Raw genomic sequence first — 24,036 nt, 5'->3', positions numbered from 1 at the left:
AGCCGACTTGATTAATCAGTCCGCCATTGGCAACACGGACAATCAGCGCTCGATCGAGGCCCGTCTGGCCGAGGTCAGTGCGCCACGCCATCTGAGGCGTGCAGCAGTCTCCAAGTCAAACCAACCCGCCCATCGAACTGTGCCGCAAAATGCTCGGCGGCGACATCCTCCAGGCCGTCATCGACCAGCGCCTCGATGCTTCGCCGCATCAGGGCAAACTGCATTCGCCGGGCGTGTTCCCGGTCTGCCTCCCGCATGATTGCCGTCACGTGGTAGGCGATGACGGGATGGCCGAGGCACGACAGCAGTGCGCTGGCCTCGGCTGTTACAGCAGTAACCGCGTCTTCGATCTTCATTCTGGCGATCCTCATCAAGAATGATGCTGACGCCTCCCCACAAGGCGACGGTGGTCCGTCGCTCTTTTTAAAGTTCAAGCTGCCGCGCGCTCCCGAAAGCCGCGCGCTAGTCTAGAAATTACTGTCTTCTCCGGGTCCCTCGATCAGCCTCGTTTGGCCAAAAACAGTATCCGTCAAATTTGAGTCAAAGGCGACCGGATAGTTAATCGATGGTTAATGGCGGCGCTTGCTACCCCTCCCCGATCAGGATGTTTCGTCTCGACGTTTCCTGCCGCGCAATCGCCGCAAAGCTGCCCGATGGCTGCCTTGCCTGTTGATCGCCACGAAGAAAGGTTCTGTCATGCGGTTGGTCTGGACGGTCATGTTTGCACTTGTAAGCAGTGCGGCTTTCGCCGCCACGCCCGAGGATGATTACATCGCCGCACGCGACAAGGCGATTGCCGAGATCGCGGCGATGGACAGCGCGAATACCCCCATCGAAACGCTCGACGCGGCCAATGAAAAGGCCCGCGCCGATCTCGAAAAGCGTCTCACCACCCTGCTTGGCCCGTTCACGGTCAAGGATTTTCCGGCGGCCGGCACGATCAATATCGAAAGCCTCAGTTCCTCCGATGTCGGCTTCGGCATGCTGGACGGGCTGCGCCACGGCACCGAGGATGGTCCGAGCATCGTGGCCTCGACACGCGGGCTGGTCGAGCGCTGGCTCAAGTCGCGCGCCGCCGAGACGGATGCCGATCTCAAACTGCCGACCAGCTTCGATGCGGCGCTGAAGCTCGATGCCTTCTACACCCAGGCCATCGGCAGCGACGCCGCCTTCACCAGCACGCTCGATTTTGCGCTGAAGAAGCCCGACGGCGCCGACATGGTGATCGCCCGGCTCGGCGGCTGGGCACAGGATGTCGGGCCGAACTACGACCAGGAGGTCGTCGTCACGGTCGTCAAGGGCAACAGCGTCCTGATCGCTGAAGCGCCGGCGACACCCTCCATCCCGAAGATCGCGGCCTGCGACGCCGTATGGACCGCCGCCGACGCCGCCGCCCAGAAACTGGCCGAAGCAGGCCACCGACGACAGCGACGAGAACACATCCGACGCCGCCAACGCCGCTTGGACCAAAGGCGACAACGACTTCCGCGCCTGCCTGGGCAAGAGCCTGCCGGCGGACGCGGCCTTCCCCGCGCTGCTCGCCCAGGCGCAGGCGCTGGCGGATCACATGGCGGGAAAGTAGGCGCGGCGCCCGCACCCTACCCCCTTGTCACCCTCGCATCCCATCACAATATTGTCGGCGCGCTGGCTTGCTTAAACGCAGTTGCCAGCACCGCTAAAAATGGTTGAAAGGAAGTCCTGCCCGCGCCCCCGGCGCGGCGGGCGGATGAACAGCATGGGAAAATCGGAATGACGACGGATACGAAAGCGACGGAAACCAGGGCATTCGAGGCGGATGTCTCGCGGCTGCTGCACATGATGGTGCACTCGGTCTATTCCGATAAGGACGTGTTCCTGCGCGAGCTGATTTCCAACGCCGCCGACGCTTGCGAGAAGCTGCGTTTCGAGGCCGTCAGCCGTCCTGAATTGCTGGGCGACGACCCCAAGCCGCGCATCTCGATTTCGGCTGATCCGGACAACAAAGAGATCACCGTCGAGGACAACGGCATCGGCATGAGCCGCGACGACATGGCCGAGGCGCTGGGCACGATCGCACGCTCGGGCACACGCGCCTTCATCGAGCGCGTCGGCTCGGGCACGGAAGACACGCAGCTCATCGGCCAGTTCGGCGTCGGCTTCTACTCCGCCTTCATGGTCGCCGACCGGGTCGACGTCATCAGCCGCCTGGCCGGCAGCGATGAGGCCTGGCGCTGGTCCTCCGACGGCAAGGGTTCCTACGAGATCGCGCCCGCCCCGCTCGAAGCCGCACCGAAGCGCGGCACCCGTGTCGTGCTGCATCTCATGGACGACGCCGTGTCCTACACCGGCTCCTACCGGCTCGAGCAACTGGCCAAGTCGCAGTCGGGCCATGTGCCGGTGCCGATCACGCTCATCGAAAAACCCGGCGCCGAGGCGCGCGACATCGCCGACGGCACGGCACTTTGGGTGCGGCCGAAGAGCGAGATCAAGCCCGAGGAATACACCGACTTCTACCGCAGCGTCGCCGGCCAGTATGATGAGCCGGCCGCCACCATCCATTTCCGCGCCGAGGGCCGGCAGGAATACTCGGTGCTCGCCTTCGTGCCGGGATCGCGTCCGTTCGATCTGTTCGACCAGGACCGCAAGGGCCGCATGAAGCTCTATGTGCGCCGCGTCTTCATCACCGACGATGCCGACCTTCTGCCGCGCTATCTGCGTTTCGTGCGCGGGCTGGTCGATTCCGCCGACCTGCCGCTCAACGTCTCGCGCGAGATGATCCAGGAAAGCCCACTGCTGGCCTCCATCCGCAAGGGCCTGACCAACCGCGTGCTCGGCGATCTGACCAAGCTGGCCGAGAACGAGGCCGAGGCATATACCAAGATCTGGGAGAATTTCGGCGTCGTCCTCAAGGAAGGGCTCTACGAGGATTACGAGCGGCGCGAGCAATTGCTGAAGCTCGCCCGCTTCCACTCGACCACATCAGGCGAAGGCTGGCGCGGCCTCGCCGACTATGTCGGCGCAATGAAGGAAGGCCAGAAGGCGATCTTCTTCATGGCTGGCGACGACCGCGCCCGGCTCGAAGCCTCGCCGCAGCTCGAAGGCTTTAAAGCGCGCGGCATCGAAGTGCTGCTGCTCACCGACCCCGTCGACAGTTTCTGGGTGACGATGGCGCCGGACTTCGACGGCAAGCCGTTCAAGTCGGTCACGCAGGGCGTGGCTGAACTGTCCGATATCCCGCTGCTCGACGACGCCAACAAGCCGGATGCGGCGGCAACGCCTGAGGTCGACAGCTTCCTGGCTTTCGTCAAATCAGCGCTCGGCGATGCCGTCTCGGATGTGAAGGCCTCCGACCGCCTGACCGAAAGCGCGGTCTGCCTGGTCGCTCCGGAGCACGGCCCCGACCGGCAGTTCGAGCGGCTGATGAACGCCGCTGGCCGCCTCGACAAGGCGGCAAAGCCGATCCTCGAAATCAACCCGCGCCACGAACGCGTGCTGGCACTTGCCGGCCTCGGCGACGAGGACCAGTCCTTCAAGGACGACGCCGCGCACCTTCTCTACGACGAGGCGCGCGTGCTCGACGGCGACAAGCCGGCGGATGCCAGGGCGTTTTCGCAGCGCCTTGCCCGGCTGATCGGGCGCGGCATCTCGAAGGGCTGAGGCCGCGCTTAGCGGCCGAGCTTCATTGCGCGGCCGCGCCGGCGGCATGCGGTTGGGGTGCCTGAGATGGGTTGGCGTGATGCCGGTCTGCTGGCGGAACACGCGGCTGAAATGGCCGGCATTGGTGAAGCCGCAGCGATAGGCGATGTCGCCGATCTGCAGGTCGCTGCCTTCCAGCAGCGACTTGGCATGATGGACTCTCAGCGCCAGATAGGCGGCCATCGGCCCGATGCCGAGCTCGGTGCCGAAGAGACGCTCGAGCTGGCGGCGCGAGCAGTTCAGGCGGTCCGCGATCTCGCTGACCGAGAGCGTCTCCTGCAGATTGCTTTCCATCAAGAGAAGCGCGCGCTTCACCGCACGGCTCGACGCCGCTGGAAACAGGTCGCCGACGGGCTGCACGTCGCGGCTGCTCCTGATCCGGTCGAGCACCAGGATCTTGGCGGCCTTTTCCGCCGCCTTCTGGCCGATGAACTGGGACACGAAATAGCCGGCGAGGTCGGCGGCACCCGTGCCGCCGGCGCAGGTCGAGCGGCCACGGTCGACGGAAAACAGGCTGTCGGCATGGGCGTTGACATCGGGGAACTGGCTGCGGAAATCCTTGATGTGGAACCAGCTGACGGCGGCGCTATAGCCGTCGAGCAGGCCATAGCGCGCCAGCACGAAGCTTCCCGTGCACAGCGCCGTCAGCGGCACACCCTTCTCGGCGGCCCGCAACAGGAACGCCTCCTTGTCGGAACTCAGGCTGCGGTTGGTGTCGAGCAGGCCGCCGACCACCACGACATTGTCGAAATCCTCCGGATTGCCGATCCCTTTGGTCGGCAGCAATTCGACGCCGCAGCTTGCCCGGATCGGCAGGCCGCGTTCGCCGACGATCTCCCAGTCGAACTCGATCCTGCGGCTGCGGTCGCCCTCATCGCCCGCCAGCCGCAGCGTGTCGATGAACAGCGACAGCGGCGACAGCGTGAAGTCGCGAACCAGGAGAAACGCAAACCGCCTTGCCATTTGTTTCCGGAACCGCCTGTCTTAAGCTTATTCAGCCAGCACATTATCCTGGAACACCGGACGATGTGTTTGCCAAAAGCGGCATCGGACTTCTTGCTTGTTGCCGGCCACGCAGTCCATAGCGCCTTCCCTCGACACGTGCCGTCACGGCTTTAAGGGTCATAGGATCGCCCTCCGGCTCGGACCACGTGCAATTCCAGCGGTCGAGGCGCCGATGGGACAAAGAGAGGTTTGGTCAGCGCCTCGGGAATTTCAATTTCGCAACGATCTGACCCGTCGTTGTAGACCAGCGCTCCTTGCGAAATCCGTAGCGCAATATTCGAACCACGCTGGGGTTCATTGGACCACCTATCCAGGGCCGCTATGCTGTCCGGCACGGCAAACCTTTGAAACAGTTGGATCTCGGGAATGAGGAATTTTGGTCGCAGCATTGCTGACCAAATTCTATAAGGGAGGAACGTGATCGAAAAATCACTCTTGCTTTCCAGGTCATCGATATCGGCCATCACTCGCTGAAGTCCGCCCATGCAACTCAGGAGCATGCGATGGAAATTTGGTGGCCAAGGTGAGAACAGAAGATGGCCGGGCAGTTTGTAGCTCATATTGCCACTTTTTGTTCGCCTCCACGGCCAAGGGCAATCTTGGTCCGAGTCAGTCGGTCGAACGAGAAGCACACCCTTGGTCTCGCGGATTACCGGCCAGAAATTTCTCGCGGGTGAACGGCGAATTGCTTCGTGAAGCTGTGCAATAGCCTGAGCGACGGGGACAGCTTTGGCCAACGCATCGATGGCTGTGGATACATTCGGCCTTTGCTGGCGTATGTATTCCTCCGCCAAGGGCCGATTTAGACTCCTCAAATATCCGCGATAAGTCCGCATATGCTCATTGTGGCCATCATCCTCGCGCTTAGTCACTGATCAAATCCATTTGCCCAACCCGCAACCTATTATTCTATCTATTATCCACTCAACTTCGCAGCCAAATATGGATACCAGTTTCATTTCCTAAAGCTAAACTGAAGAGTGTCTCCGGGTCAAAACAGCAAATGCCCGGACGCACCAACGTCCGGGCTGTCCTTCAAAGCAGAGGCAGGCTCGCTTCACTTCTTGCCGACGCTCGTCGCCGCCTGTTCGATGATCTTGGCGACAGCCGAGGGATCGGAGACATAGACCGCGTGGCTGCCGGGCACTTCGACCGTTGTCGCGCCGGCCCGGGTCGCCATCTGGCGCTGTGCCGGCGGCGGGATCATATGATCGTCGGTGGCGACGAGATACCAGCTCGGCTTCACCCTCCAGGCCGGCTTGGTGACCTTACCTTCGAGCGCCGGAATGCCCACGGAACCTGCGAGTCCGCCATGAAGGCAGCGAGCGAGGGACGCACATCGGCGGCGAAGGCAGCGGCGAACTTGGCCTTGTCGAGCATCAGGAAGCCGTCGACGGGCGGCAGGATCGGCGGCACGGAAGCGCCGGGAGGCGGGTTGGCGATCAGGGTCGAGACCGACTCGCCGGCATCCGCCGCGAAAGCCGCGATATAGACGACAGCAGCCACTTTGGGGTCGGTGCCGGCTTCCGACACCACGACGCCGCCATAGGAGTGGCCGACCAGGATGACATCGCCCTTCGCCTCTGCGATGGCGCGCTTGGTCACCGCGACATCGTCGGCGAGCGAGGTGGTCGGGTTCTGAACGATGGTGACGTCGTAGCCGTCCTTCTTGAGCTGGTGGTAGACGCCTTCCCAGCCGGAGCCATCGACGAAGCCGCCATGCACGAGGACGATGGAATTTGCTGCATTGTTCGACATTTGAGTTCTCCGTTTCAAAGTGTTGTTTGCGTTGGTTGCAGGAGGACTATGCGACGCGGCCGCCGCGCCCGCTTTGAGGCGACCTTCAGGACCGCTTGATTTTCCCTTGAGATGGCTTTGATTTTGCGGCCACGACACGGCTACAGTGTCCAGTGCCGTTATAAGCCGCGTTCCGGAGCCAGCAATTTGCCGTATCTTTTCGAGGATTTCGCCCTGGACGGCGACCGGCGCGAACTGCGTCGCGGCAATGACCTGATTTCCGTCGAGCCGCAGGTGTTCGACCTCCTGCAATATCTGATCCGCAACCGCGAACGGGTGGTCAGCAAGGACGATCTGGTCGATGCGGTCTGGCAGGGACGCATCGTCTCCGACGCCACGCTGGCCAGCCGCGTCAACGCCGCACGCAGCGCCCTGCAGGACAATGGCGAGCAGCAGCGCCTCGTCCGCACCTTCCCGCGCCGGGGCTTTCGCTTCGTCGGCACGGTGCGCGAGGAGGCCGGCGCCGAGGCGAACGCAACGGTCGAGCAGGCGAAGCCTGGCCTCGGTATTCCCGCCCGCCCCTCCATCGCCGTGCTGCCCTTCGTGAACCTGAGCGGCGATGCGGATCAGGACTATTTCGCCGACGGCATGGTCGAGGACATCATCACCGGCTTGTCGCGCATCCGCTGGCTGTTCGTGATCGCGCGCAATTCCTCCTTCACCTACAAGGGCCGCGCGGTGGATGTGAAGCAGGTCGGGCGCGAACTCGGGGTGCGCTATGTGCTGGAAGGCAGCGTGCGCAAGGTGGGAAGCCGCGTGCGCATCACCGGCCAGCTCATCGACGCCGAGGACGGCAGCCATCTGTGGGCCGAACGCTACGACCGCGAGCTGACCGACGTGTTCGCGCTGCAGGACGAGATCACCATCAGCGTGGTCGCGGCCATCGAGCCCAATCTGCGCCGGGCCGAGATCGAGCGCGTCAAGCGCAAGCGGCCCGACAGTCTCGACGCCTACGATCTTTTTCTACGCGCGCTGCCCGACGTTTACACCTTCATGCCGCAGGGCGCCGCCAAGGGTCTGCCGCTGCTCGACCAGGCGCTGGCCATCGAACCGAGCTATGCACTCGTCCACGGCTTTGCCGCCTGGGCGCATCAAACCCTTTTCATCCGCGGCGGCATGCTGGCGGAGCACCGCGAGAAGGCGTCCCGCCATGCCCATGCGGCGATCGAGCACGGCTCGGGCGATGCCATGGCGCTGGCGCTGGCCGGCTTCACCATCGGTCTCGTCGAGCATGACCGCAGGCTGGCCGACGAGGCGTTTTCGCAAGCGCTGGCGCTCAGCGCGTCCTGCGCCTTCGTCTATACGTTCGGCTGCGTGCCGGTGGCCTATGGCGGCGAGGCGGCCCGCGCCATCGACTGGTGCGAGCAGGCGTTACGACTGAGCCCTCTGGACGCCATGAACTGCGTGCCGCAAGGCATGATCGGCTTCGGCAATTTTCTCGCCGGCCGGCATGAGCAGGCCATAGCTGCCGGCCGGCGGGCGGTGGAAATGAACCCCGGCTTCAGCATCCTGCACGGATGGCTGGCCGCACCGCTTGCCAGGCTCGGCCGGATCGAAGAGGCAAAGGCGTCGGCCGCGCGGCTCATGGCCCTCGACCCGCACTTCACGATTGGCGGCTGGTCGGCGGCGGTGGGGCTGGCGCCGGAGATTGTCGGCGAGGTGACCGACGCCATGCGGGTGGCCGGCCTGCCGGCATGATCGCTTCGAACGTGATCGATATCGGGAAAACGCGAGGTAGTTTATCCCGACTCGGCAAAGCCAGTACCCACATAGGCGCTTCGTCGAGTATCTGGCCCTGACACGTCCGGACGTGCCGGCGACGCCGGTCGTTTAAGCACTACTCCGCTCGGCAAGTTGAAATGCCCCGCATAGGCGGATGCCGAAACTTCCCGCCAACCTGGAAGGGCAAATTTAAGCGTTTGCTACTAGGCTGGACCGATGAGCTATTGTTCAGGACAGCTATCCGGGTCGAATTGACCACAACAAGATTCAGTCTTGGCCGCGCGAGCCGGGCCATTTTTTCTACCGCCAACTTGCCGGCGGCGATCGCTTTTGTCGTGCTGCTGATCTGCGCCGTCGTTGCCGACCAGCAAAACAGAAGGGTCTCCGATCAACTGGCCCGCGCCGACGTGCTGGCCAAGGTCAACATCATTCGCGCCAAGCTCGAAGGCAATATAAACGGCAATCTCCAGCTTGTTCAGGGGTTGGTTTCGGCCATCGATACCGAACCCCTATATGGGCCAGCAAAGATTTGCCTCGCTGGCCCGCAATCTGTTCGAACAGAAATCGCAATTGCGCAACATTGCCGGCGCGCCCGACCTCGTCATTTCGTTGATGTATCCGATGCAGGGCAACGAGAAGGCGATCGGGCTCGATTACCGCAAGAACGAAGCGCAGCGCACGGCAGCGCTGCGGGCACGCGACCAGCGGGTGCTGGTGTTTGCCGGCCCGGTCGACCTTGCCCAGGGCGGGCGCGGCTTCATTGGCCGCATTCCGGTCTTTGTGCCGACCGCAGGCGGCGGCGACCGCTTCTGGGGCATCGTCTCGGCGGTTGTCGATGTCGACCGGCTCTACGCGGCGAGCGGGCTGACCGATCCGGATCTCGACATCGATGTCGCGCTCACGGGCAAGGATGCGCTGGGCGGCGGCGGCGAACGCTTTTTCGGTGGCGACCAGGTCATCGCCGGAAATCCCGTATCGGCCGACGTGCAGCTGCCATCGGGCTCCTGGCAGATTTTCGGCCATTCCCAAGGGCGGCTGGCCGGCGGCTCCGAAGAACGAGTGGACCTTGCGGTCGCTGATGTTGCTGGCCGGAGCGCTGGTGGTGCTGCCGATCATGGTGGCCGGCCGGCTATTCGGCGAGAGGCAGAAAAACTACGCCGAGCTGAGGCGCCTGTCCGGGCGCCTGGAGCTGGCACTTGAAGCCTCCGGCATCGGCGTCTGGGAACATGACCTCACCAGCAACGAAATGGTGTGGGATGACCGCGTCAACGAGATCTACGGCAAGTCAGCCGACGGCAAGCCGCGCGGCTATGATGACTGGGCGCATGCGATCCATCCTGAAGATCTCGGGCGGGCAAGACAGGACTTTGATTCGGCCTCGGCCAGAAAAGGCCCCTACTCTTCACAATACCGGCTCCTGCGCCCCGACGGCACCGTCCGCCATGTGCGCACGCGCGCAACCTACTTCCAGGACATCGGCGGCACACCCAAATTGATCGGCGCCGAATGGGACGTGAGCAGCGACGTGCTGCTCAACGAAAACCTCATTCGCGAGCGCCAGTTGACGGAATCGAAGAACGCCGAGCTCAATCTCGCCAAGGCACATATCGAGTATGCGGCGCTGCACGATTCGCTGACCGGCCTTCCCAACCGCCGCTATCTCGATGAGCTGTTGGCCGAAAACGGCGAACCGGACCGGCGCACGGCACTGCTGCATCTGGACCTCGACCGCTTCAAGCAGATCAACGACACGCTCGGCCACGCCGCCGGGCGATGCCATGCTGATGCATGCCTCCAAGGTTATCAAGGCCAATGCGGGCCGTGACGATTTCGTTGCGCGCATCGGCGGCGACGAGTTCGTCGTGGTGAGCCGTGGACTTGACGACGACCAGCTCTCGGCGCTTGCCGGCCGCATCATCGAGGAGATGCGCCAGCCGGTCGATTATCGCGGCCATCCATGCCGTTTCGGGGTCAGCATCGGCATTGCGGCCAACAGCGGCGTCGACGTGAAGCAGTTGCTGGTCAACGCCGATCTCGCGCTTTACCGGGCGAAGAGCCGTGGCCGCAACCGCCACGAATTCTTCAACGAGGAATTGCAGAGCGAGATCGTGCGGACCAAGCAGATCGCCGACGAGATTCTCGGCGGGCTGGAGCGGCACGAATTCGTCGCCTACTATCAGCCGCAGTTCGACGCGAGCACGCTTGAGATCGTCGGCGTCGAGGCGTTGTCGCGCTGGAAGCATCCGCGAAGGGGTATTCTGGCCCCCGACGCCTACCTCAAGGTGGCCGACGAACTCAACGTCGTGGCGCTGATCGACCGCATTGTCCTCAAACACGCGCTGGAGAATTTCGAGCGCTGGTCGCGCAGTCATCTCAACATCCCGCGCGTGTCGGTCAACGTCTCTGCCAGGCGGCTGGAGGACAAGGACCTGATCGAGGGCCTGCGCAAGCTCGCCATCAAGGCGGGAACCGTGTCGTTCGAGCTGGTGGAGTCCATCTTCCTCGATGAAAACGACGATCTGGTCACCTGGAATATCGACCACATCAAGGAGCTCGGCATAGACATCGAGATCGACGATTTCGGCACCGGCCACGCCTCGATCGTCTCGCTGCTCAAGCTGCGGCCGCGTCGCCTCAAGATCGACCGCCAACTGATCACACCCATTGCCGGTTCAATGGCGCAACGGCACCTTGTGGCGTCGATCATCGAGATCGGCAAATCGCTCGGCATCGAAGTGGTTGCCGAGGGCGTCGAGACGATGGAGCACGCGCGTATCCTCAAGGAACTTGGCTGCGATATCTTGCAAGGCTACCTTTTTGGCCGGCCCATGGAGGCCAAGGCCTTCAAGGCCTTCGCCCAGTCGCGCAAATGGCTGGCCGCGGGGTAGTTGGCCCCTAGTCGATAGCGTTGCCCTTTGCCACCGCCGTGCCTGTTGCAGACCAATCGCCGCATCGCTATATAGCCGCTGTCGGAAAAGGCAGAGTTGGTTTGGTAAGCCCAACTCCTCTCGGTAACGAGAGCTCTGGTCTTTGGCTTCGTGCACGAGATCCCCACGACGAACATCGGACGCTGATCGAGCGTCCAATCGTTCGTCCGTGTGGCTCTCAAACTCGAGGAACGCTCCGGTCGAACACATCGACCAAGGAGTAGTTCATGCACAGCCACCACCCAATTTCCTATGACGTTATCATCTCCGGCGCCGGCCCGGTCGGCCTGTTTCTCGCTTGCGAATTGCGCTCGGCGGGCCTCTCCGTGCTGGTGCTGGAAAAGGCCGAGAACCCCAGCTCGCCGCTGAAGCGGCTTCCCTTCGGCATGCGCGGCCTTAACGTGCCCACCATCGAGGCCTTCCATCGCCGCGGCCTGCTGGACGCCATTGCGCCGCCGCCCGCGAAGGACGGCTCGGGTGACGGCAAGCTGGCCGACGCGCACTGGATGCAGCAGCCGCGCCGCCCGGGCGGCCATTTCGCCGGCATCCAGTTCTACCTCGACGCCGTCGACAACTCGAAATGGCCCTATCGCCTGCCAAGCCCGGCGGGCAACAGCATGGCGGTCGAGATGGAGCAGTTGGAAACCATGCTCGCCACCCGCGCGACCGCGATGGGCGTCGAGATCAGGCGCGGCGTCGGCGTCGACGGTTTCGACCAGTCGCACGAGGATGTGACCATCCGCGCCGGCGGCGAGACTTTTCGCGCCCGCTGGCTCGTCGGTTGCGATGGCGGCCGCAGCGCGGTTCGCAAGCTTGGCGGCTTTGCCTTCACCGGCACCGATGCCGAGTTCACCGGCTATTCCGTCGAAGTCGAGTTGGCCGATCCCGACACGCTGAGCCCCGGCCGCCATTACACGCCGACGGGCATGTATACCTACTCCCGGCCCGGCACCATCGCGATGGTCGAGTTCGACGGGGCCGCTTTCCACCGGACAGAGCCGATCACGCTGGAGCATGTGCAGGCGGTGTTGCGCCGCGTGTCGGGCGCGGACGTCACCTTGGCGGCGCTGCGCCTCGCCACGACCTGGACCGATCGCGCCTACCAGGCGACCACCTACCGCAACAAGCGGGTGCTGCTTGCCGGCGACGCCGCCCACATCCATTCACCGCTCGGCGGCCAGGGGCTCAATCTCGGGCTCGGCGACGCGATGAACCTCGGCTGGAAGCTTGCCGCCACCATCCGCGGCGACGCGCCGGCCGGCCTGCTCGACAGCTATTTCGATGAACGGCATCCGATAGGCGCACAGGTTCTCGACTGGTCGCGCGCCCAGGTCGCGCTGATGCGGCCAAGCCGCAGTTCACGCGCGCTCGAAGCCATCATCCGCGATCTCATCGACACGCGCGACGGCGCGACCTATTTCGCCGAGCGCGTCTGGGGCGTGTCGCTGCGCTACGATCTCGGCGGCAGCCACCCACTGGTCGGCCGCAGCGCGCCCGATTTCGAGCTGGCCGACGGGACGAGGCTCGGCGAACGCTTGAGGACCGGGCAAGGCCTGCTGTTGGACTTCGATGCCCACCCTCCCCTGCAAGCGCTGGCCAGCCGCTGGCGCGGCCGGATCAGCTATGTCGCCGAGAATGCCAGGGAGCGGCTCGGCCTGGGCGCCCTGCTCGTGCGCCCGGATGGCTTCGTCGCCTGGGCTGCCGATACTGAGCCTGATCTTGAGGAGGCTGCTCAGGCCGCGTCGAAGTGGTTAGGCGAGGCGGCGACGCTGTGATCTCCCCCTTGTGGGTCCCTCTGGAGGGAAAGGAAAGACGCCAAGGGCGGCGAACTCGCGCCCTTCCTCTCCCCCGTCGATCGGGGGAGAGGTGTCGAGCGAAGCTCGACGGAGTGGGGGTCGACCTGGCTCGGCCATCGTTACTTCAAGCCGGGGCGATGCCTCGCCAGATTGAGGCTCCGTGGCGAGTTGTTAGCGGCAGTGACTTTGAGAACCGCCTTCCCCCACTCCGTCGCTGCTTCGCAGCGCCACCTCTCCCCCCTCCGGAGGGAGAGGAAGGGCGCCTGTCCGAACCGGATAGATGGGTAACAGTTTGAACCGGATACATGGGGAGAGGTGGCGCTGCGAAGCAGCGACGGAGTGGGGGAAGCCGCTCGTCAATCGCGCCGCCGCCGGCAACTCATAAAACGGTCTCATCAAAGCGAGGGCATCGCCCCGGCCTGAAATAATACGCCCGAGCCAGGTCGACCCCCACTCCGTCGAGCTTCGCTCGACACCTCTCCCCCGATCGACGGGGGAGAGGAACCCAAGCTGAGATAAAGCCGCGTTCCTTCACGCCCCCCTCTGTCCTGCCGGACATCTCCCCCACGAGGGGGGAGATCGGGCAGCTTCGGCGCCGCCCCTACCCTCCCGTGACTGAAAAACAAGGTAGGGTGTCGGGTATGACGCCCGCCGTTCGTCCTCTGGATGCAAAACACAGACACACCCCACCAACCACCCGGAGCCTCCCATGACCCCCATCATCACAGCCTTTGAACGCTCGCCCGATGGCGGCAAGGGACTGGCGCGCGATACGCGCGTTCGCTGGGCGCTCGAAGAGGTGGGGCAGCCTTATGAGGTTCGGCTTGTTTCCTTTGCCGGGATGAAGGCGCCTGGCCATCTGGCCATCCATCCCTTCGGCCAGATCCCCACCTATGAGGAAGGCTCTCTGTGCCTGTTCGAGACCGGCTCGATCGTCTTTCATCTTGCCGAGCAGCATGCCGGCCTGCTGCCCAGGGATCGCGATGCCCGCGCCCGCGCGATCACCTGGATGTTTGCCGCATTGAACACCGTCGAGCCGCCGATCCTCGAGTTGACGACGGCAAGAATATTCGAGGCTGACAAGTCCTGGAGCGAGGAACGCCTGCCACTGGTAAAGGACCGTGTTCGCGCGCGGCTGGAGAGGCTCTCGGCTCATTTGGGCGCCGCCGACTGGCTCGATGGCGCGTTCAGTGCCGGCGATCTGTTGATGGTATCGGTGCTGCTGCGCCTGAGAATGTCAGGCATTCTGGACGAATATCAAAATCTGGCCGCCTATGTGGCGCGCGGGGAAGCGCGGCCTGCCTATGCCAGGGCTTTCGCCGCGCAATTTGCCATCAACGCCTCATCATAAGGCTGAGCCGACAGCAACTTGAGCGCTTCGGCGCGACCACAGCGGCGGTGAGCGGGCGTCAGGCGAACGCGGCCGCTGCGGGCGGCGGATCACGGCCGTCAGGCCCTGGAACGGGAACGTATCGGGCATAGGAGGCGCTCAAGCGCGCCTGCCCGTTCGAACGCGACCGGAGTATGTCCTCCAGTTTGAACATGTTTACGAGCGGCACCATCGCGTTGATGACGACTGCACTGTCGCGGGTCTCCTGGTCACCGATCCGGCCACGGCGGCTCTTCAGTTCGCCGGTGATGCTGCCGGCATAGTCCGCCGGCGTCGCCACCTCGACCTTCATGATCGGCTCGAGCAGTTGCACGCCGAGATGCGGCGCGGCTTCGCGAAAGCAGGCGCGGCCCGCAACCTCGAAAGCCAGTGCCGAAGAGTTCGGTCTCGTGCCAGGCGCCGTCCACCAGCGTCGCCTTGACGCCGATCATCGGAAAGCCCGCGAACGGCCCCTGCGACAGGGCGCTGCGCAGCCCCTTTTCGACCCCCGCCACATAGTCGCCCGGAATCGCACCGCCGGGGATCCTGGACGCGAACACCAAGTCCGGATTGTATGCGTTCGGCTCGAACGTGATCTTGACGCGGGCGAACTGACCCGTGCCGCCGAACAGCTTCTTGTGGGTGTAGTCCTGCTGATGGCTGCGGGTGATCGTCTCGCGATAGGCCACCTGCGGAGCGCCGACGTTGACATCGACGTTGAACTCGCGGCGCACGCGGTCGATGACGCCCTCGAGTTCAACTTCGCCAATGAAGGCGATGATCGTCTGACCGGATTCCTCGTCCCACCTGACGTGGAGCCAGGGATCCTCGTCCGCCAGCCTCGACAGGGCGATACGCAGCTTCCCCTCATCGGCTCTCGATTTCGCCTCGATCGCGATTTGCAGCAAAGGCCATGGCGCGGCAGGTTTTTCCATGACGATATGGTTGCAGGTTGACCAGAAGTCCGCAACGGTGAGGACCAGCGCTGTCAACAGCCGCCTCCCTGCCCAGGCGAGACGGCTACGGATACTTCGCCTTTGCGACCGCCGGGTTCAGATCACCCTGCAATTCCTTGGGCAGCGGCAGGCTCGAGCATTGCAGGTGCACGTTGCGGGCGTAGAACTTCCGATGCTTCTGCTCGGCCTCCTTGGTGGCCGCTATGATGCCCAGCCCATACGGGCCAAGTGCCGCGAATTCCCAACCCGGATGCTGTTTCTCGCGAACCGCGTAGTCCGAAGCAGCCGCCCGCGCCTGCTGGCATTGCGGCGACACCCATTTTGGGTCCTGCGGAGACAGCGACGCGCCGTAGTCGACCGGAGAGGTCGCGCATCCCGCCACCGTCGCGGCCAATGTGGACATTGCAATGCGCATCGCAATTCTCATCTCTGAAGCCCTTCCCGGTCTCCGCAGACCTGGCCGGCGTCCCCGCCATGCCAATCACGTATCCGCGATGTCCCGCCCCTGCGCTTGCCATAGGCCTCGCTTCATGTCGATCTTCCCGAAGCCAGATTCGGGCTGTGTGCCGGGAACCAAATGACAGGCGAGACTGTTCAGTTGTAACTTTGACACAGCGCTGACACGCCCAGCCGGTTGGGCACGCGGCGACCTTGAGGAGTTCTCATATGAAGATTTCGTCCAGTTTTCGTTCCATCGCGGTTGCCGCCATCGCCACTGCCGGCATTGGCTTTGCCAGCGCAGCACACGCCGACAGCGGCACGATCCGTTTCGCCGTTTACAAGGCGGCCTTCTTCGTCGGCGGCTCCGGCGGCGAAGGCACGTTCACCTTCCACGGTAAGTCTTATCCGATCTCCATCGGCGCCGTTTCGGGCGGCCTCGCCTTCGGCGTTTCCAAGACCTATTTCCACGGCACGGTGCGCCATATCAGGCGCGCCCGCGATGTGACGGGGGTCTATGGCGCGGCGGGTGGCGGCGGCACGATCGGCAAGGGCGCCCAGGTAATCGTCATGACAAACGACAAGGGTGCCCAGCTCGAACTCACCGGCAAGCAGGTTGGCCTGCAGGTCAACGCCGATCTCAGCGGCTTTGCCATCTCGCTGAAGTAATGGCCTCCGCCCTTTCGGGGGCACGCTGGACACCAAAGAGGGCGGCGTCAGCTCGACGACCGCCCTTGTTGTCAGCTCCTCAGCCCCGGCGCTTCCTGCCCCGTGCGCTCGACATATTCCGTATAGCCGCCGCCATAGGTGTGGATGCCTTCGGGCGTCAGTTCCAGCACGCGGTTCGACAGTGCCGCCAGGAAATGCCGGTCGTGCGAGACGAACAGCATGGTGCCTTCATATTGCGACAGCGCCTCGATCAGCATCTGCTTGGTAGCGATGTCGAGGTGGTTGGTCGGCTCGTCCAGCACCAAGAGGTTGGGCGGGTCGAACAGCATCAGCGCCATCACCAGCCGCGCCTTCTCGCCGCCTGACAGCACCCGGCATTTCTTCTCGATCTCGTCGCCGGAAAAGCCGAAGCAGCCGGCAAGCGCCCTGAGCGGCGCCTGGCCGGCCTGCGGGAAATTGTCTTCCAGCGTCTGGAACACGGTGCGCTCGCCTTCGAGCAGCTCCATGGCGTGCTGGGCGAAATAGCCCATTTTCACGCTCGGTCCCCGCGCCACCGTGCCGGTATCGGGATCGGACGCGCCCGCCACCAGCTTGAGCAGTGTCGACTTGCCGGCGCCGTTGACGCCCATGATGCACCAGCGCTCGCGGCGGCGGACCTGGAAGTCGAGCCCCTCATAGATGCTGCGACTGCCATAGGCCTTGTGCACGTTCTTCAAGGTCACGACATCCTCGCCGCAGCGCGGCGCCGGCTGGAACTCGAAATTCACGATCTGGCGGCGCTTGGGCGGCTCGACGCGGTCGATCTTGTCGAGCTTCTTCACCCGGCTCTGCACCTGGGCCGCATGCGACGCGCGCGCCTTGAAGCGCTCGATGAAGGCGATCTCCTTGGCCAGCATCGCCTGCTGGCGCTCGAACTGCGCCTGCTGCTGCTTGTCGGCGATCGCCCGCTGCTGCTGGTAGAATTCGTAATTGCCGGAATAGGCGGTGAGCGAACCGGCATCGATCTCGACGATCTTGTTGACGATGCGGTTCATGAACTCGCGGTCGTGCGACGTCATCAGCAGCGCGCCGTCATAGCCCTTCAAAAACTGCTCCAGCCAGATCAGGCTTTCCAAATCGAGATGGTTGGACGGTTCGTCGAGCAGCATGACATCGGGCCGCATCAGAAGGATGCGGGCCAGCGCCACGCGCATCTTCCAGCCGCCCGACAGCTTGCCGACATCGCCGTCCATCATCTCCTGGCTGAAGCCGAGACCATCGAGCACCTCACGCGCCCGGCCGTCCAGCGCATAGCCGTCGAGTTCCTCGAAGCGATGCTGCGCCTCGCCATATTTCTCGATGATCTCGTCCATCCGGTCGGCCTGGTCGGGATCGGCCATCGCCGCCTCCAGTTCCGCCATCTCGGCCGCCACATCGCTCACCGGCCCAGCGCCGTTCATCACTTCGGCGACAGCGCTATGGCCCGCCATGTCGCCGACATCCTGGCTGAAATAGCCGATGGTGACGCCACGATCGACCTGGACCTGGCCTTCGTCGGGCTGCTCCTGGCTGGTGATCATGCGAAACAAAGTCGTCTTGCCGGCGCCGTTCGGCCCGACAAGGCCGACCTTCTCGCCCTTCTGCAGGGAAGCCGACGCCTCGATGAAGACAAGCTGACGGCCGTTCTGCTTGCTGATGCTTTCAAGTCTGATCATGCGGTTTCCGGCGAATTGGAACTTGGGAGGATTTTCCCCGGGGCCATACGCGATGGCGGCCGCCAGAGGAAGAGGCGCAAGCGCCGCAGCAGGCGGTGCGCCCTTCCTTCCCCCTTGTGGGGTGAGCAGCCGGTTCGCGAAGCGAATTCATCGTGCCAGTGGCACGATGAAAGGCCGGCGAACGCCGGGACGCTGCGAAGAAGCGGGGACCCGGCAGGTGGATCGGCCACCCCCGGCCCTTCGCATGGCTCAGGGCGTTCGAAGCTCGAAAAGCCAAGCAATTGGCTTTTCGTCCGCTGTGCGGACCGCTTCTCACCCCACAAGGGGAGAAGGAAAAAAGCTCCAGACACACTTCAGAAACAAGATTCAACATGCGGGAAAAACTGGCGAAAAGATCGTCTGCGATAACCATCCTCGTAGCAACCGAACAGCGGTCGCCACATCAACGCAAAGGGATGGTCCCGACAATGCAACGACGTTCAACCGGATGGATGGCTGCCCTGACCGGCATTTCGCTCGCCATGCTTGCGGTCGCGCAGTCGGGCGCGGAGGCGGCGGTTACCCGGAGCGAATATTGCAGCCGGCTCGGTCTTCAACTCGACGGAGCCATCCGGACGAAAGCCGAACCCGGTGCCAGTGCGAGCCAGATCGCGCAGGCAACGGCACTGCAGGACAAGGCGAACCGGTTCTGTGCCGAGCGCAAGCAGGCGCAAGGCATCCGGACCTACGCCAACGCCCTGAAACTTCTTGGAGTGACACCGGTCGACCTGGACCAGTGACAGCAGTCATCAAAGGAAAAGCCCATCATGAACAAGCCCCTCCTCTCCGCCCTCGGTCTCGCCATCGCCCTCGGTCTGGCAATGCCGGTTGTCGGCACCGCTAATGCGGCGTCCACGACCACGACGACCGCTCCGGCGACGACGGCCGCAACCGCTCCGGCGGCTCCGGCTGCCGTGGACGCGGCGAAGACGCTGGTCAAGGCGCCCGCGCACAAGCGTCACCGGCACCACAAGAAGCACCACGGGCATGTGCGCAAGCACGCTCACCGGCACGCGGGCAAGAGGCACGGCCACATGCACGTCGCCAGGAAGCACCACCACAAGCGCACCCACAAGAAGCACGGTCACAAGCACGCCAAGGCGGCTTGATCGCTAACTTTCTTTCTGACTTCCTCCCGGGAAAAGGCCGCCACTCGCTAGAAAGCGAGGGCGGCTTTTTCTGTGTGCAAATGGCGAGACTGCCTAGCTGAAAGTGCGCGAAAACAGGCGCATACAGCAATTCCACGATTCAGATCGTGAACCGCCTCAAGCCTCGCCGAGCGCCGCCCGAACCTCCCGCCCGCTCATGCCGCTGTCGAAGACTGAGGTGCCAGGATCGAAGCGCCTGGCCTGCGACAGCGGCCCGACCACGACCGGATCGAAGCCGGCGTCGCTCACCAGCCGCACGGCCAGGGCGACAGCCTCTTCGTCATCGCCGGCAAGTGGAATGCCGATCCTGTCGCCGGCGCGATGCGCCTGCGATTGCAGCGTCGTCCACATCACCGTGCTGAAGGCGCGAACAAGTTTCGCGCGCGGCAGGAGCGGTGTGACGGAAAAGACCACGCCGTCCTTGCGGGCAAGCGCTGCGTCGCCGAAGGCGCCGTCGCGCGGCGGGTCGGGTACCGTGGCGTCGAGCAGCACCTTGTCGCCGAGTGCTGCCGCGATCTCGGCCGCGACATCGGGCCAGGCCCGAAACGGGATGGCCGCCAGCACGGCGTCCGCGCCGGCAACGGCATCGTGGACAGAGCCCGCAGTGGCCTTGCCGCCAAATCCGGAAAGCATCGAGCGCAGCCGCTCGGGATGCCTGACACCGAAACTCACCTCATGTCCGGCCTGCGCCCACAGCCGCCCGACCGTGCCGCCGATCATGCCGGCGCCCAGAATGCCTATCCTCATCGTCGCCTCCTGCTTGACAGTCACGCTCACCACGGCAGCCTTTTGCCGTCGCGGAAAAAGCCGCCGGTCGGGCCATCATCCGGCAAGGTCGCGGCCCACACGATGCCGGCCGCCCCTTGCGCCACCGGGCGTCCGCCCGGCCCGCCCATGTCGGTGGCGACCCAGCCCGGGCAGATCGCGTTGACCAGCACGCCGGCGCCGCGCAGTTCCGCCGCCAGCACGCAGGTCAGCGCATTGAGCGCCGCCTTCGATGTCGAATAGGCCGGGGCGCCTGCCCCCATCGAGGCCAGCGAACCGCCTTCGGAAGAGACGTTGACCAGCCGGCCATGCCCGCCCGCGCTGAGCAGCGGCGCGAAGGCGGCCGCCACCCGCCAGGCGCCGAAGACATTGGTCTCGAATGCCTCGCGGATGACGGTCCAGTCGGGCTGCAAGGCGCGCGAGCCGCTGTCGTAGTGGATGGCGGCATTGTTGATCAGCACGTCGAGCCGGCCGAACCGGCGCTGCACCTCTTCGGCTGCCCTCGCTGCGGCCTCCGGTGCAGCGACATCGAGCGCGATCGCCTCGACATGGCCATCGAGCCCTTTCGCCACCGCCTCGCCCTTGGCGAGATCGCGCACGCCGAGCAGCACGGTGAAGCCGAGTTTCGCCAGCTGGCGGCCGGTCTCCAGCCCGATGCCGCGATTGGCGCCGGTTATGAGGGCGACTTTGTTGGGATGCGTGGTCATTGAGGGATGCCTCAGTTTGTCGTCTCGGGGGAAGATGGCATAGGCGGAATTGATTTATTAGGCGGTGGAGATCGCAATCATTGCGCGATGGAATGCATGAATTGATTGCGCAGGAATCGGGTGTCGTCCGGCATCGCGCCATGCGATCGTCCAGCCATCACGAGGACGGTCCATGCTCACGCTTCACGATTATCTGCCATCGCAGAATGGCTGGAAAGTCCGGGTCCTGCTCGGCCTGCTGGAGATCCCTTACGAGACCCGCATCGTCTCGATTTTCGAGGGCGAGAGCCACACCGATGCCTTCCTTGCGCTCAACCCGGCCGGTGCTGTTCCCGTGCTTCAGCTCGAAGACGGCGGCGCCATCGCCGAATCCAATGCGATCCTCACCTACCTCGCCGAAGGCACGCCCCAGCTGCCGGCGGATCGCTACCGGCGCGCCAAGATCATTCAGTGGCTGTTCTTCGAACAGTACAATGTCGAGCCTGTCATCGGCTCGTTGCGTTTCTGGACCTTGACCGGGCGGCTCGAGCGCAACCAGGCCATGGTTGCCGGCAAGCGCGACGCCGGCGCCCGCACACTCGCCGTCCTGAACCGCAGCCTTGGCGAGACGCCGTTCCTCACCGGAAACGACCTCACCATCGCCGACATCGCCGTCTATGCCTACAGCCACCGCGCCGGGGATTGTGGCTTTTCTCCAACGGACTACCCGGCATTCCTCGCCTGGACCGGCCGCGTGCGCCACGCTATCGGCGAGGGCTATCCCGTCCACCCCTACAGCATCGATCCGCACTCAGGCGCCTGAGAACTGGCTCAATCCCACGCGCCAGAACCTGTCTGTTTACACTGCGGGAGAATAGGGATATTTCATATCCTTAATAGAGTTCGGTCGGCCGGAATCCGTGGATGATCCTGAAAAGCCAAGTCGAATGGGCGCTGCACTGCTGCGCCATCCTCGCCGGCCTGCCCGAGGGGCGCTATCTCTCCACAAAAGCGCTTGCCGAGTTCCACGGCCTTCCCAAGGAGTACCTTTCCAAGGCACTGCAAAGCCTGTCGCAGGCGGGACTGGTCGATACGACGCTGGGTCCGTCAGGTGGATACCGGTTGGCGCGGCCACCGGCCGAGCTGACTTTCCTCGACATCGTGGAAGCCGTAGAGAGCAAGGCGCGGACGTTTGTTTGCAACAATATCCGCGAGAACAATCCGTGTCGTCCCCAGGGCTATTGCGAAAGCGGCCCTTGCCCGGTGGCGCGCATCATGTGGGAAGCCGACGAGGCCTGGCGTGAAAAATTGCGCGCCGTCAGGCTTTCCGACCTCACTGAAGCGCTGGCCCTCGACATTCCGGCGGACCTTTGGAAAAGCAGCTTCGAATGGGTGCTGGAGCGTGCCGGATGACCATGCCCGGTAGCGGCGCGCGACTGGCCTCTCGTCGCGGATAGAACCCGGCATGATCCGGGTTCACAGGAACGGCCGGACGCCAGCAAGGCGTCCGGCCCTTTCAGCCTACTTCTTGGCCGGATAGGTCAGTTCTTTCTGAGCGGTATCGACCACGAACACCGCCAGCAGCTTTGCGGGCTTCGTCTTGCTGCCGTTCTCGCTCACGCTGTGGCGATCGCCCGGCATCTCCGAGAAGCTCTCGCCGGCCTTGTAGACCTTGACCGGGCCGTCATTGACCTGGCTGCGGATGGAGCCTTCCAGGACCGTCGCGTAGATGAAGGCGGAGCTTGGATGCGTATGCGCCGGCGAGGTGCCGCCGGGGCCATACTCGACCAGAATACCCCTAATGCTTTTGCCCGGAACATTCGGCAGTTCATGCTCATAGACGAGGGTGACCTTGGCCGCCTTCTCGCCCGCATGATGGGCCCCTGTGGCTCCGGCCGGGCCGGCCAGTGCTGCCGTCACGACGAGAGCGGCGGCGATTGACTTGATCATTTGAAAACTCCAGTGGGTTGAGCGATGGCCGCGCCTGCCGGTCATTTCCGCGCCGAGGCGGCGAACCACTGTTCGAAGGTGATCCGGCCAAGGCGGGGATCGTTGTCGGAGACCAGCGACGTGTCGTTGAGCCGCGCGCCGAAGTAGAGCGCCTCCGGATCGGCCACGACCTCGCGGGGATCGCCGACTGCCTTGAGGTAGCGGGCAACGAGTTCGCTCATGCGCACACGCTCGGGACCCGAAATCTCGATCATGCCGTTGATCGGCGCGGCGAGCGCGACCCCGGCCATCACGTCGGCGACGTCGTCGGATGCGATGGGCTGCACATAGGCCGGCGACAGATGCACGGCCTCGCCAACCGTCCCCGACTTGGCGATGCCGGCCAGGAATTCCATGAACTGCGTGGAATGCACGATTGTGTAGGGAATGCCGGAAGCCTTGATCAGATTCTCCTGGGCGAGCTTGGCGCGGAAATAGCCGCAGTCCTGCAGGCGTTCGGTGCCGACAACCGAGAGTGCGATATGGTGCTTGACGCCGGCGACCTTGTCCGCAGCGAGCAGGTTGCGGCCCGACGTCTCGAAGAAGTCCATCGCCGCCTTGTCCTCGAAGGAGGGTGAGTTGGCGAGGTCGATCACGACCTCCGCGCCTTCGAGCGCTTCCCGCAGGCCTTCGCCTGTGATGGTGTTGACGCCGGTATTCGGCGCGGCCGCAATCACCTCGTTGCCCTGCTTGCGCAGGCGTTCGGTGGTCTTGGAACCGATGAGACCGGTGCCTCCGATGATGACGATTTTCATAAGATGTCTCCGTTTGCGGTCGCGCCGCTTCGATTGATGGGCCGAGGAAAGGTTTAGTTCAGGCCGGCCTTGTCGAGGCCATAAGCCTTGTCCGCGGAGCCCGGCACGGTCCTGAAGGCGACGTTGACGCGGTTCCAGGCGTTGATGGACATGACCGAGAAGGTGAGGTCGGACATTTCCTTTTCCGAAAGCTGCCCGCGCACGCGCTCGTAGAGCTCGTCCGGGATACCACCTTCGGGGAGCTTCGTGATGGCTTCGGTCCAAGCAAGGGCGGCACGTTCACGCGGAATGAAAAGGGTCGATTCCCGCCAGACGGCGACGTGATGGAGCCGCAGCTCGCTCTCGCCGTGGATCTTTGCTTCCTTGACATGCATGTCGAGGCAGAAGGCGCAGCCATTGATCTGCGAGGCCCGGATGTGGACCAGATCGCGGATCTTCTCTTCGATGGCGCCATGTGTCTCGGCCATGCTGAGATCGATGAGCTTCTTGAACAATTCAGGCGATTGCTGCGCGGCGTTGAGGCGTTGTGTCATGGCTTTTCCCGTTTTGAGGATATCTTGTGTCCTTAAGGATATTTAATATCCATAATAGCTGGACAGTAAAGCG

Annotated in this window: 21 protein-coding genes and 4 pseudogenes; 13 read left to right on the top strand and 12 right to left on the bottom strand. The window is 63.8% G+C overall.

The window, feature by feature from the left end; all coding sequences use genetic code 11:
- Positions 1–74: 74 nt before the first annotated feature.
- Positions 75–356 (bottom strand): VHS/ENTH/ANTH domain-containing protein, encoded by a 282-nt coding sequence (locus AC0V8S_RS15415; RefSeq protein ID WP_244661796.1) that lies wholly within the window; start codon positions 354–356, stop codon positions 75–77.
- 361 nt (positions 357–717) lie between these two features.
- Between AC0V8S_RS15415 and AC0V8S_RS15410 the strand changes: the two genes are divergently transcribed.
- A complete protein-coding gene (locus AC0V8S_RS15410) occupies positions 718–1,689 on the top strand; it encodes a hypothetical protein (RefSeq protein WP_475438220.1) in 972 nt (323 codons plus the stop codon).
- A gap of 60 nt (positions 1,690–1,749) precedes the next feature.
- Entirely contained in the window at positions 1,750–3,636 is a 1,887-nt protein-coding gene (gene htpG / locus AC0V8S_RS15405) for a molecular chaperone HtpG (RefSeq protein WP_475438219.1), read from the top strand.
- Between the two features lie 108 nt (positions 3,637–3,744).
- Here htpG and AC0V8S_RS15400 read toward each other — a convergent pair.
- The 3 genes and pseudogenes from AC0V8S_RS15400 to AC0V8S_RS15390 all read right to left on the bottom strand — a co-directional run.
- A pseudogene (locus AC0V8S_RS15400) lies at positions 3,745–4,638 on the bottom strand (GlxA family transcriptional regulator); the annotation flags it as partial.
- 152 nt (positions 4,639–4,790) lie between these two features.
- Entirely contained in the window at positions 4,791–5,240 is a 450-nt protein-coding gene (locus tag AC0V8S_RS15395) for a hypothetical protein (RefSeq protein ID WP_143748297.1), read from the bottom strand.
- Between the two features lie 497 nt (positions 5,241–5,737).
- Positions 5,738–6,576, bottom strand: a pseudogene (locus AC0V8S_RS15390) (alpha/beta fold hydrolase).
- A gap of 48 nt (positions 6,577–6,624) precedes the next feature.
- Here AC0V8S_RS15390 and AC0V8S_RS15385 point away from each other — a divergent pair.
- The 6 genes and pseudogenes from AC0V8S_RS15385 to AC0V8S_RS15360 all read left to right on the top strand — a co-directional run bounded on the left by AC0V8S_RS15385 (position 6,625) and on the right by AC0V8S_RS15360 (position 14,273).
- On the top strand, positions 6,625–8,175 hold the full coding sequence (locus tag AC0V8S_RS15385) for a winged helix-turn-helix domain-containing protein (RefSeq protein WP_475438218.1): 1,551 nt from the start codon (positions 6,625–6,627) through the stop codon (positions 8,173–8,175).
- A gap of 537 nt (positions 8,176–8,712) precedes the next feature.
- On the top strand, positions 8,713–9,399 hold the full coding sequence (locus AC0V8S_RS15380) for a CHASE domain-containing protein (protein WP_475438217.1): 687 nt from the start codon (positions 8,713–8,715) through the stop codon (positions 9,397–9,399).
- Positions 9,314–9,631: pseudogene (locus AC0V8S_RS15375) on the top strand (PAS domain-containing protein); the annotation flags it as partial. The gene AC0V8S_RS15380 and the pseudogene AC0V8S_RS15375, both read left to right, overlap by 86 nt.
- Before the next feature lie 232 nt (positions 9,632–9,863).
- Entirely contained in the window at positions 9,864–11,087 is a 1,224-nt protein-coding gene (locus AC0V8S_RS15370) for a putative bifunctional diguanylate cyclase/phosphodiesterase (protein WP_475438216.1), read from the top strand.
- 266 nt (positions 11,088–11,353) lie between these two features.
- Entirely contained in the window at positions 11,354–12,901 is a 1,548-nt protein-coding gene (locus AC0V8S_RS15365) for an FAD-dependent monooxygenase (RefSeq protein ID WP_475438215.1), read from the top strand.
- Between the two features lie 730 nt (positions 12,902–13,631).
- Complete coding sequence (locus AC0V8S_RS15360; protein WP_475438214.1) at positions 13,632–14,273, top strand: glutathione S-transferase family protein; 642 nt, start codon at positions 13,632–13,634, stop codon at positions 14,271–14,273.
- Positions 14,274–14,331: 58 nt separating this feature from the next.
- Here the strand turns inward: AC0V8S_RS15360 and AC0V8S_RS15355 are convergent.
- Positions 14,332–15,232 (bottom strand): annotated as a pseudogene (locus AC0V8S_RS15355) (translation factor GTPase family protein); the annotation flags it as partial.
- A gap of 79 nt (positions 15,233–15,311) precedes the next feature.
- Entirely contained in the window at positions 15,312–15,662 is a 351-nt protein-coding gene (locus AC0V8S_RS15350) for a hypothetical protein (protein ID WP_475438213.1), read from the bottom strand.
- A 251-nt stretch (positions 15,663–15,913) separates the two neighbouring features.
- Here AC0V8S_RS15350 and AC0V8S_RS15345 point away from each other — a divergent pair, with 251 nt between their 5' ends.
- Positions 15,914–16,354, top strand: coding sequence for a lipid-binding SYLF domain-containing protein (locus AC0V8S_RS15345; RefSeq protein ID WP_096448255.1), 441 nt, complete (start codon positions 15,914–15,916; stop codon positions 16,352–16,354).
- A gap of 71 nt (positions 16,355–16,425) precedes the next feature.
- On the opposite strand, the gene AC0V8S_RS15340 is transcribed toward AC0V8S_RS15345, so the two are convergent.
- Entirely contained in the window at positions 16,426–18,048 is a 1,623-nt protein-coding gene (locus AC0V8S_RS15340; RefSeq protein WP_027052319.1) for an ABC-F family ATP-binding cassette domain-containing protein, read from the bottom strand.
- 491 nt (positions 18,049–18,539) lie between these two features.
- Between AC0V8S_RS15340 and AC0V8S_RS15335 the strand changes: the two genes are divergently transcribed.
- Both AC0V8S_RS15335 and AC0V8S_RS15330 read left to right on the top strand, forming a co-directional pair.
- On the top strand, positions 18,540–18,827 hold the full coding sequence (locus AC0V8S_RS15335) for a hypothetical protein (RefSeq protein WP_475438212.1): 288 nt from the start codon (positions 18,540–18,542) through the stop codon (positions 18,825–18,827).
- Positions 18,828–18,854: 27 nt separating this feature from the next.
- Positions 18,855–19,196, top strand: coding sequence for a hypothetical protein (locus tag AC0V8S_RS15330; protein ID WP_475438211.1), 342 nt, complete (start codon positions 18,855–18,857; stop codon positions 19,194–19,196).
- Positions 19,197–19,352: 156 nt separating this feature from the next.
- Here the strand turns inward: AC0V8S_RS15330 and AC0V8S_RS15325 are convergent, their stop codons facing one another.
- Both AC0V8S_RS15325 and AC0V8S_RS15320 read right to left on the bottom strand, forming a co-directional pair.
- Entirely contained in the window at positions 19,353–19,982 is a 630-nt protein-coding gene (locus AC0V8S_RS15325; protein WP_475438210.1) for an NADPH-dependent F420 reductase, read from the bottom strand.
- Between the two features lie 26 nt (positions 19,983–20,008).
- The gene (locus tag AC0V8S_RS15320) at positions 20,009–20,707 is read right to left on the bottom strand and encodes an SDR family NAD(P)-dependent oxidoreductase (RefSeq protein ID WP_475438209.1); all 699 of its coding nucleotides are present in this window, start codon (positions 20,705–20,707) and stop codon (positions 20,009–20,011) included.
- Positions 20,708–20,879: 172 nt separating this feature from the next.
- On the opposite strand from AC0V8S_RS15320, the gene AC0V8S_RS15315 reads away from it, so the two are divergent.
- A complete protein-coding gene (locus AC0V8S_RS15315; RefSeq protein ID WP_475438208.1) occupies positions 20,880–21,509 on the top strand; it encodes a glutathione S-transferase family protein in 630 nt (209 codons plus the stop codon).
- A gap of 101 nt (positions 21,510–21,610) precedes the next feature.
- The gene (locus AC0V8S_RS15310; protein WP_475438207.1) at positions 21,611–22,099 is read left to right on the top strand and encodes an RrF2 family transcriptional regulator; all 489 of its coding nucleotides are present in this window, start codon (positions 21,611–21,613) and stop codon (positions 22,097–22,099) included.
- A gap of 108 nt (positions 22,100–22,207) precedes the next feature.
- Here AC0V8S_RS15310 and AC0V8S_RS15305 read toward each other — a convergent pair whose 3' ends face one another.
- From AC0V8S_RS15305 to AC0V8S_RS15295, 3 genes are read right to left on the bottom strand one after another with little or no spacing between them, the layout of a single operon-like run.
- A complete protein-coding gene (locus AC0V8S_RS15305; protein WP_475438206.1) occupies positions 22,208–22,636 on the bottom strand; it encodes a cupin domain-containing protein in 429 nt (142 codons plus the stop codon).
- A 41-nt stretch (positions 22,637–22,677) separates the two neighbouring features.
- Positions 22,678–23,430 carry an SDR family oxidoreductase gene (locus tag AC0V8S_RS15300; RefSeq protein WP_475438205.1) on the bottom strand — a complete coding sequence of 251 codons (753 nt, stop codon included), beginning with the start codon at positions 23,428–23,430 and terminating at the stop codon, positions 22,678–22,680.
- Positions 23,431–23,483: 53 nt separating this feature from the next.
- On the bottom strand, positions 23,484–23,963 hold the full coding sequence (locus AC0V8S_RS15295; protein ID WP_475438204.1) for a carboxymuconolactone decarboxylase family protein: 480 nt from the start codon (positions 23,961–23,963) through the stop codon (positions 23,484–23,486).
- Positions 23,964–24,036 lie beyond the last annotated feature (73 nt).

It is taken from the genome of Mesorhizobium oxytropidicola (genome assembly GCF_056174625.1).
This window is presented reverse-complemented; position numbering and strand designations above follow the sequence as displayed.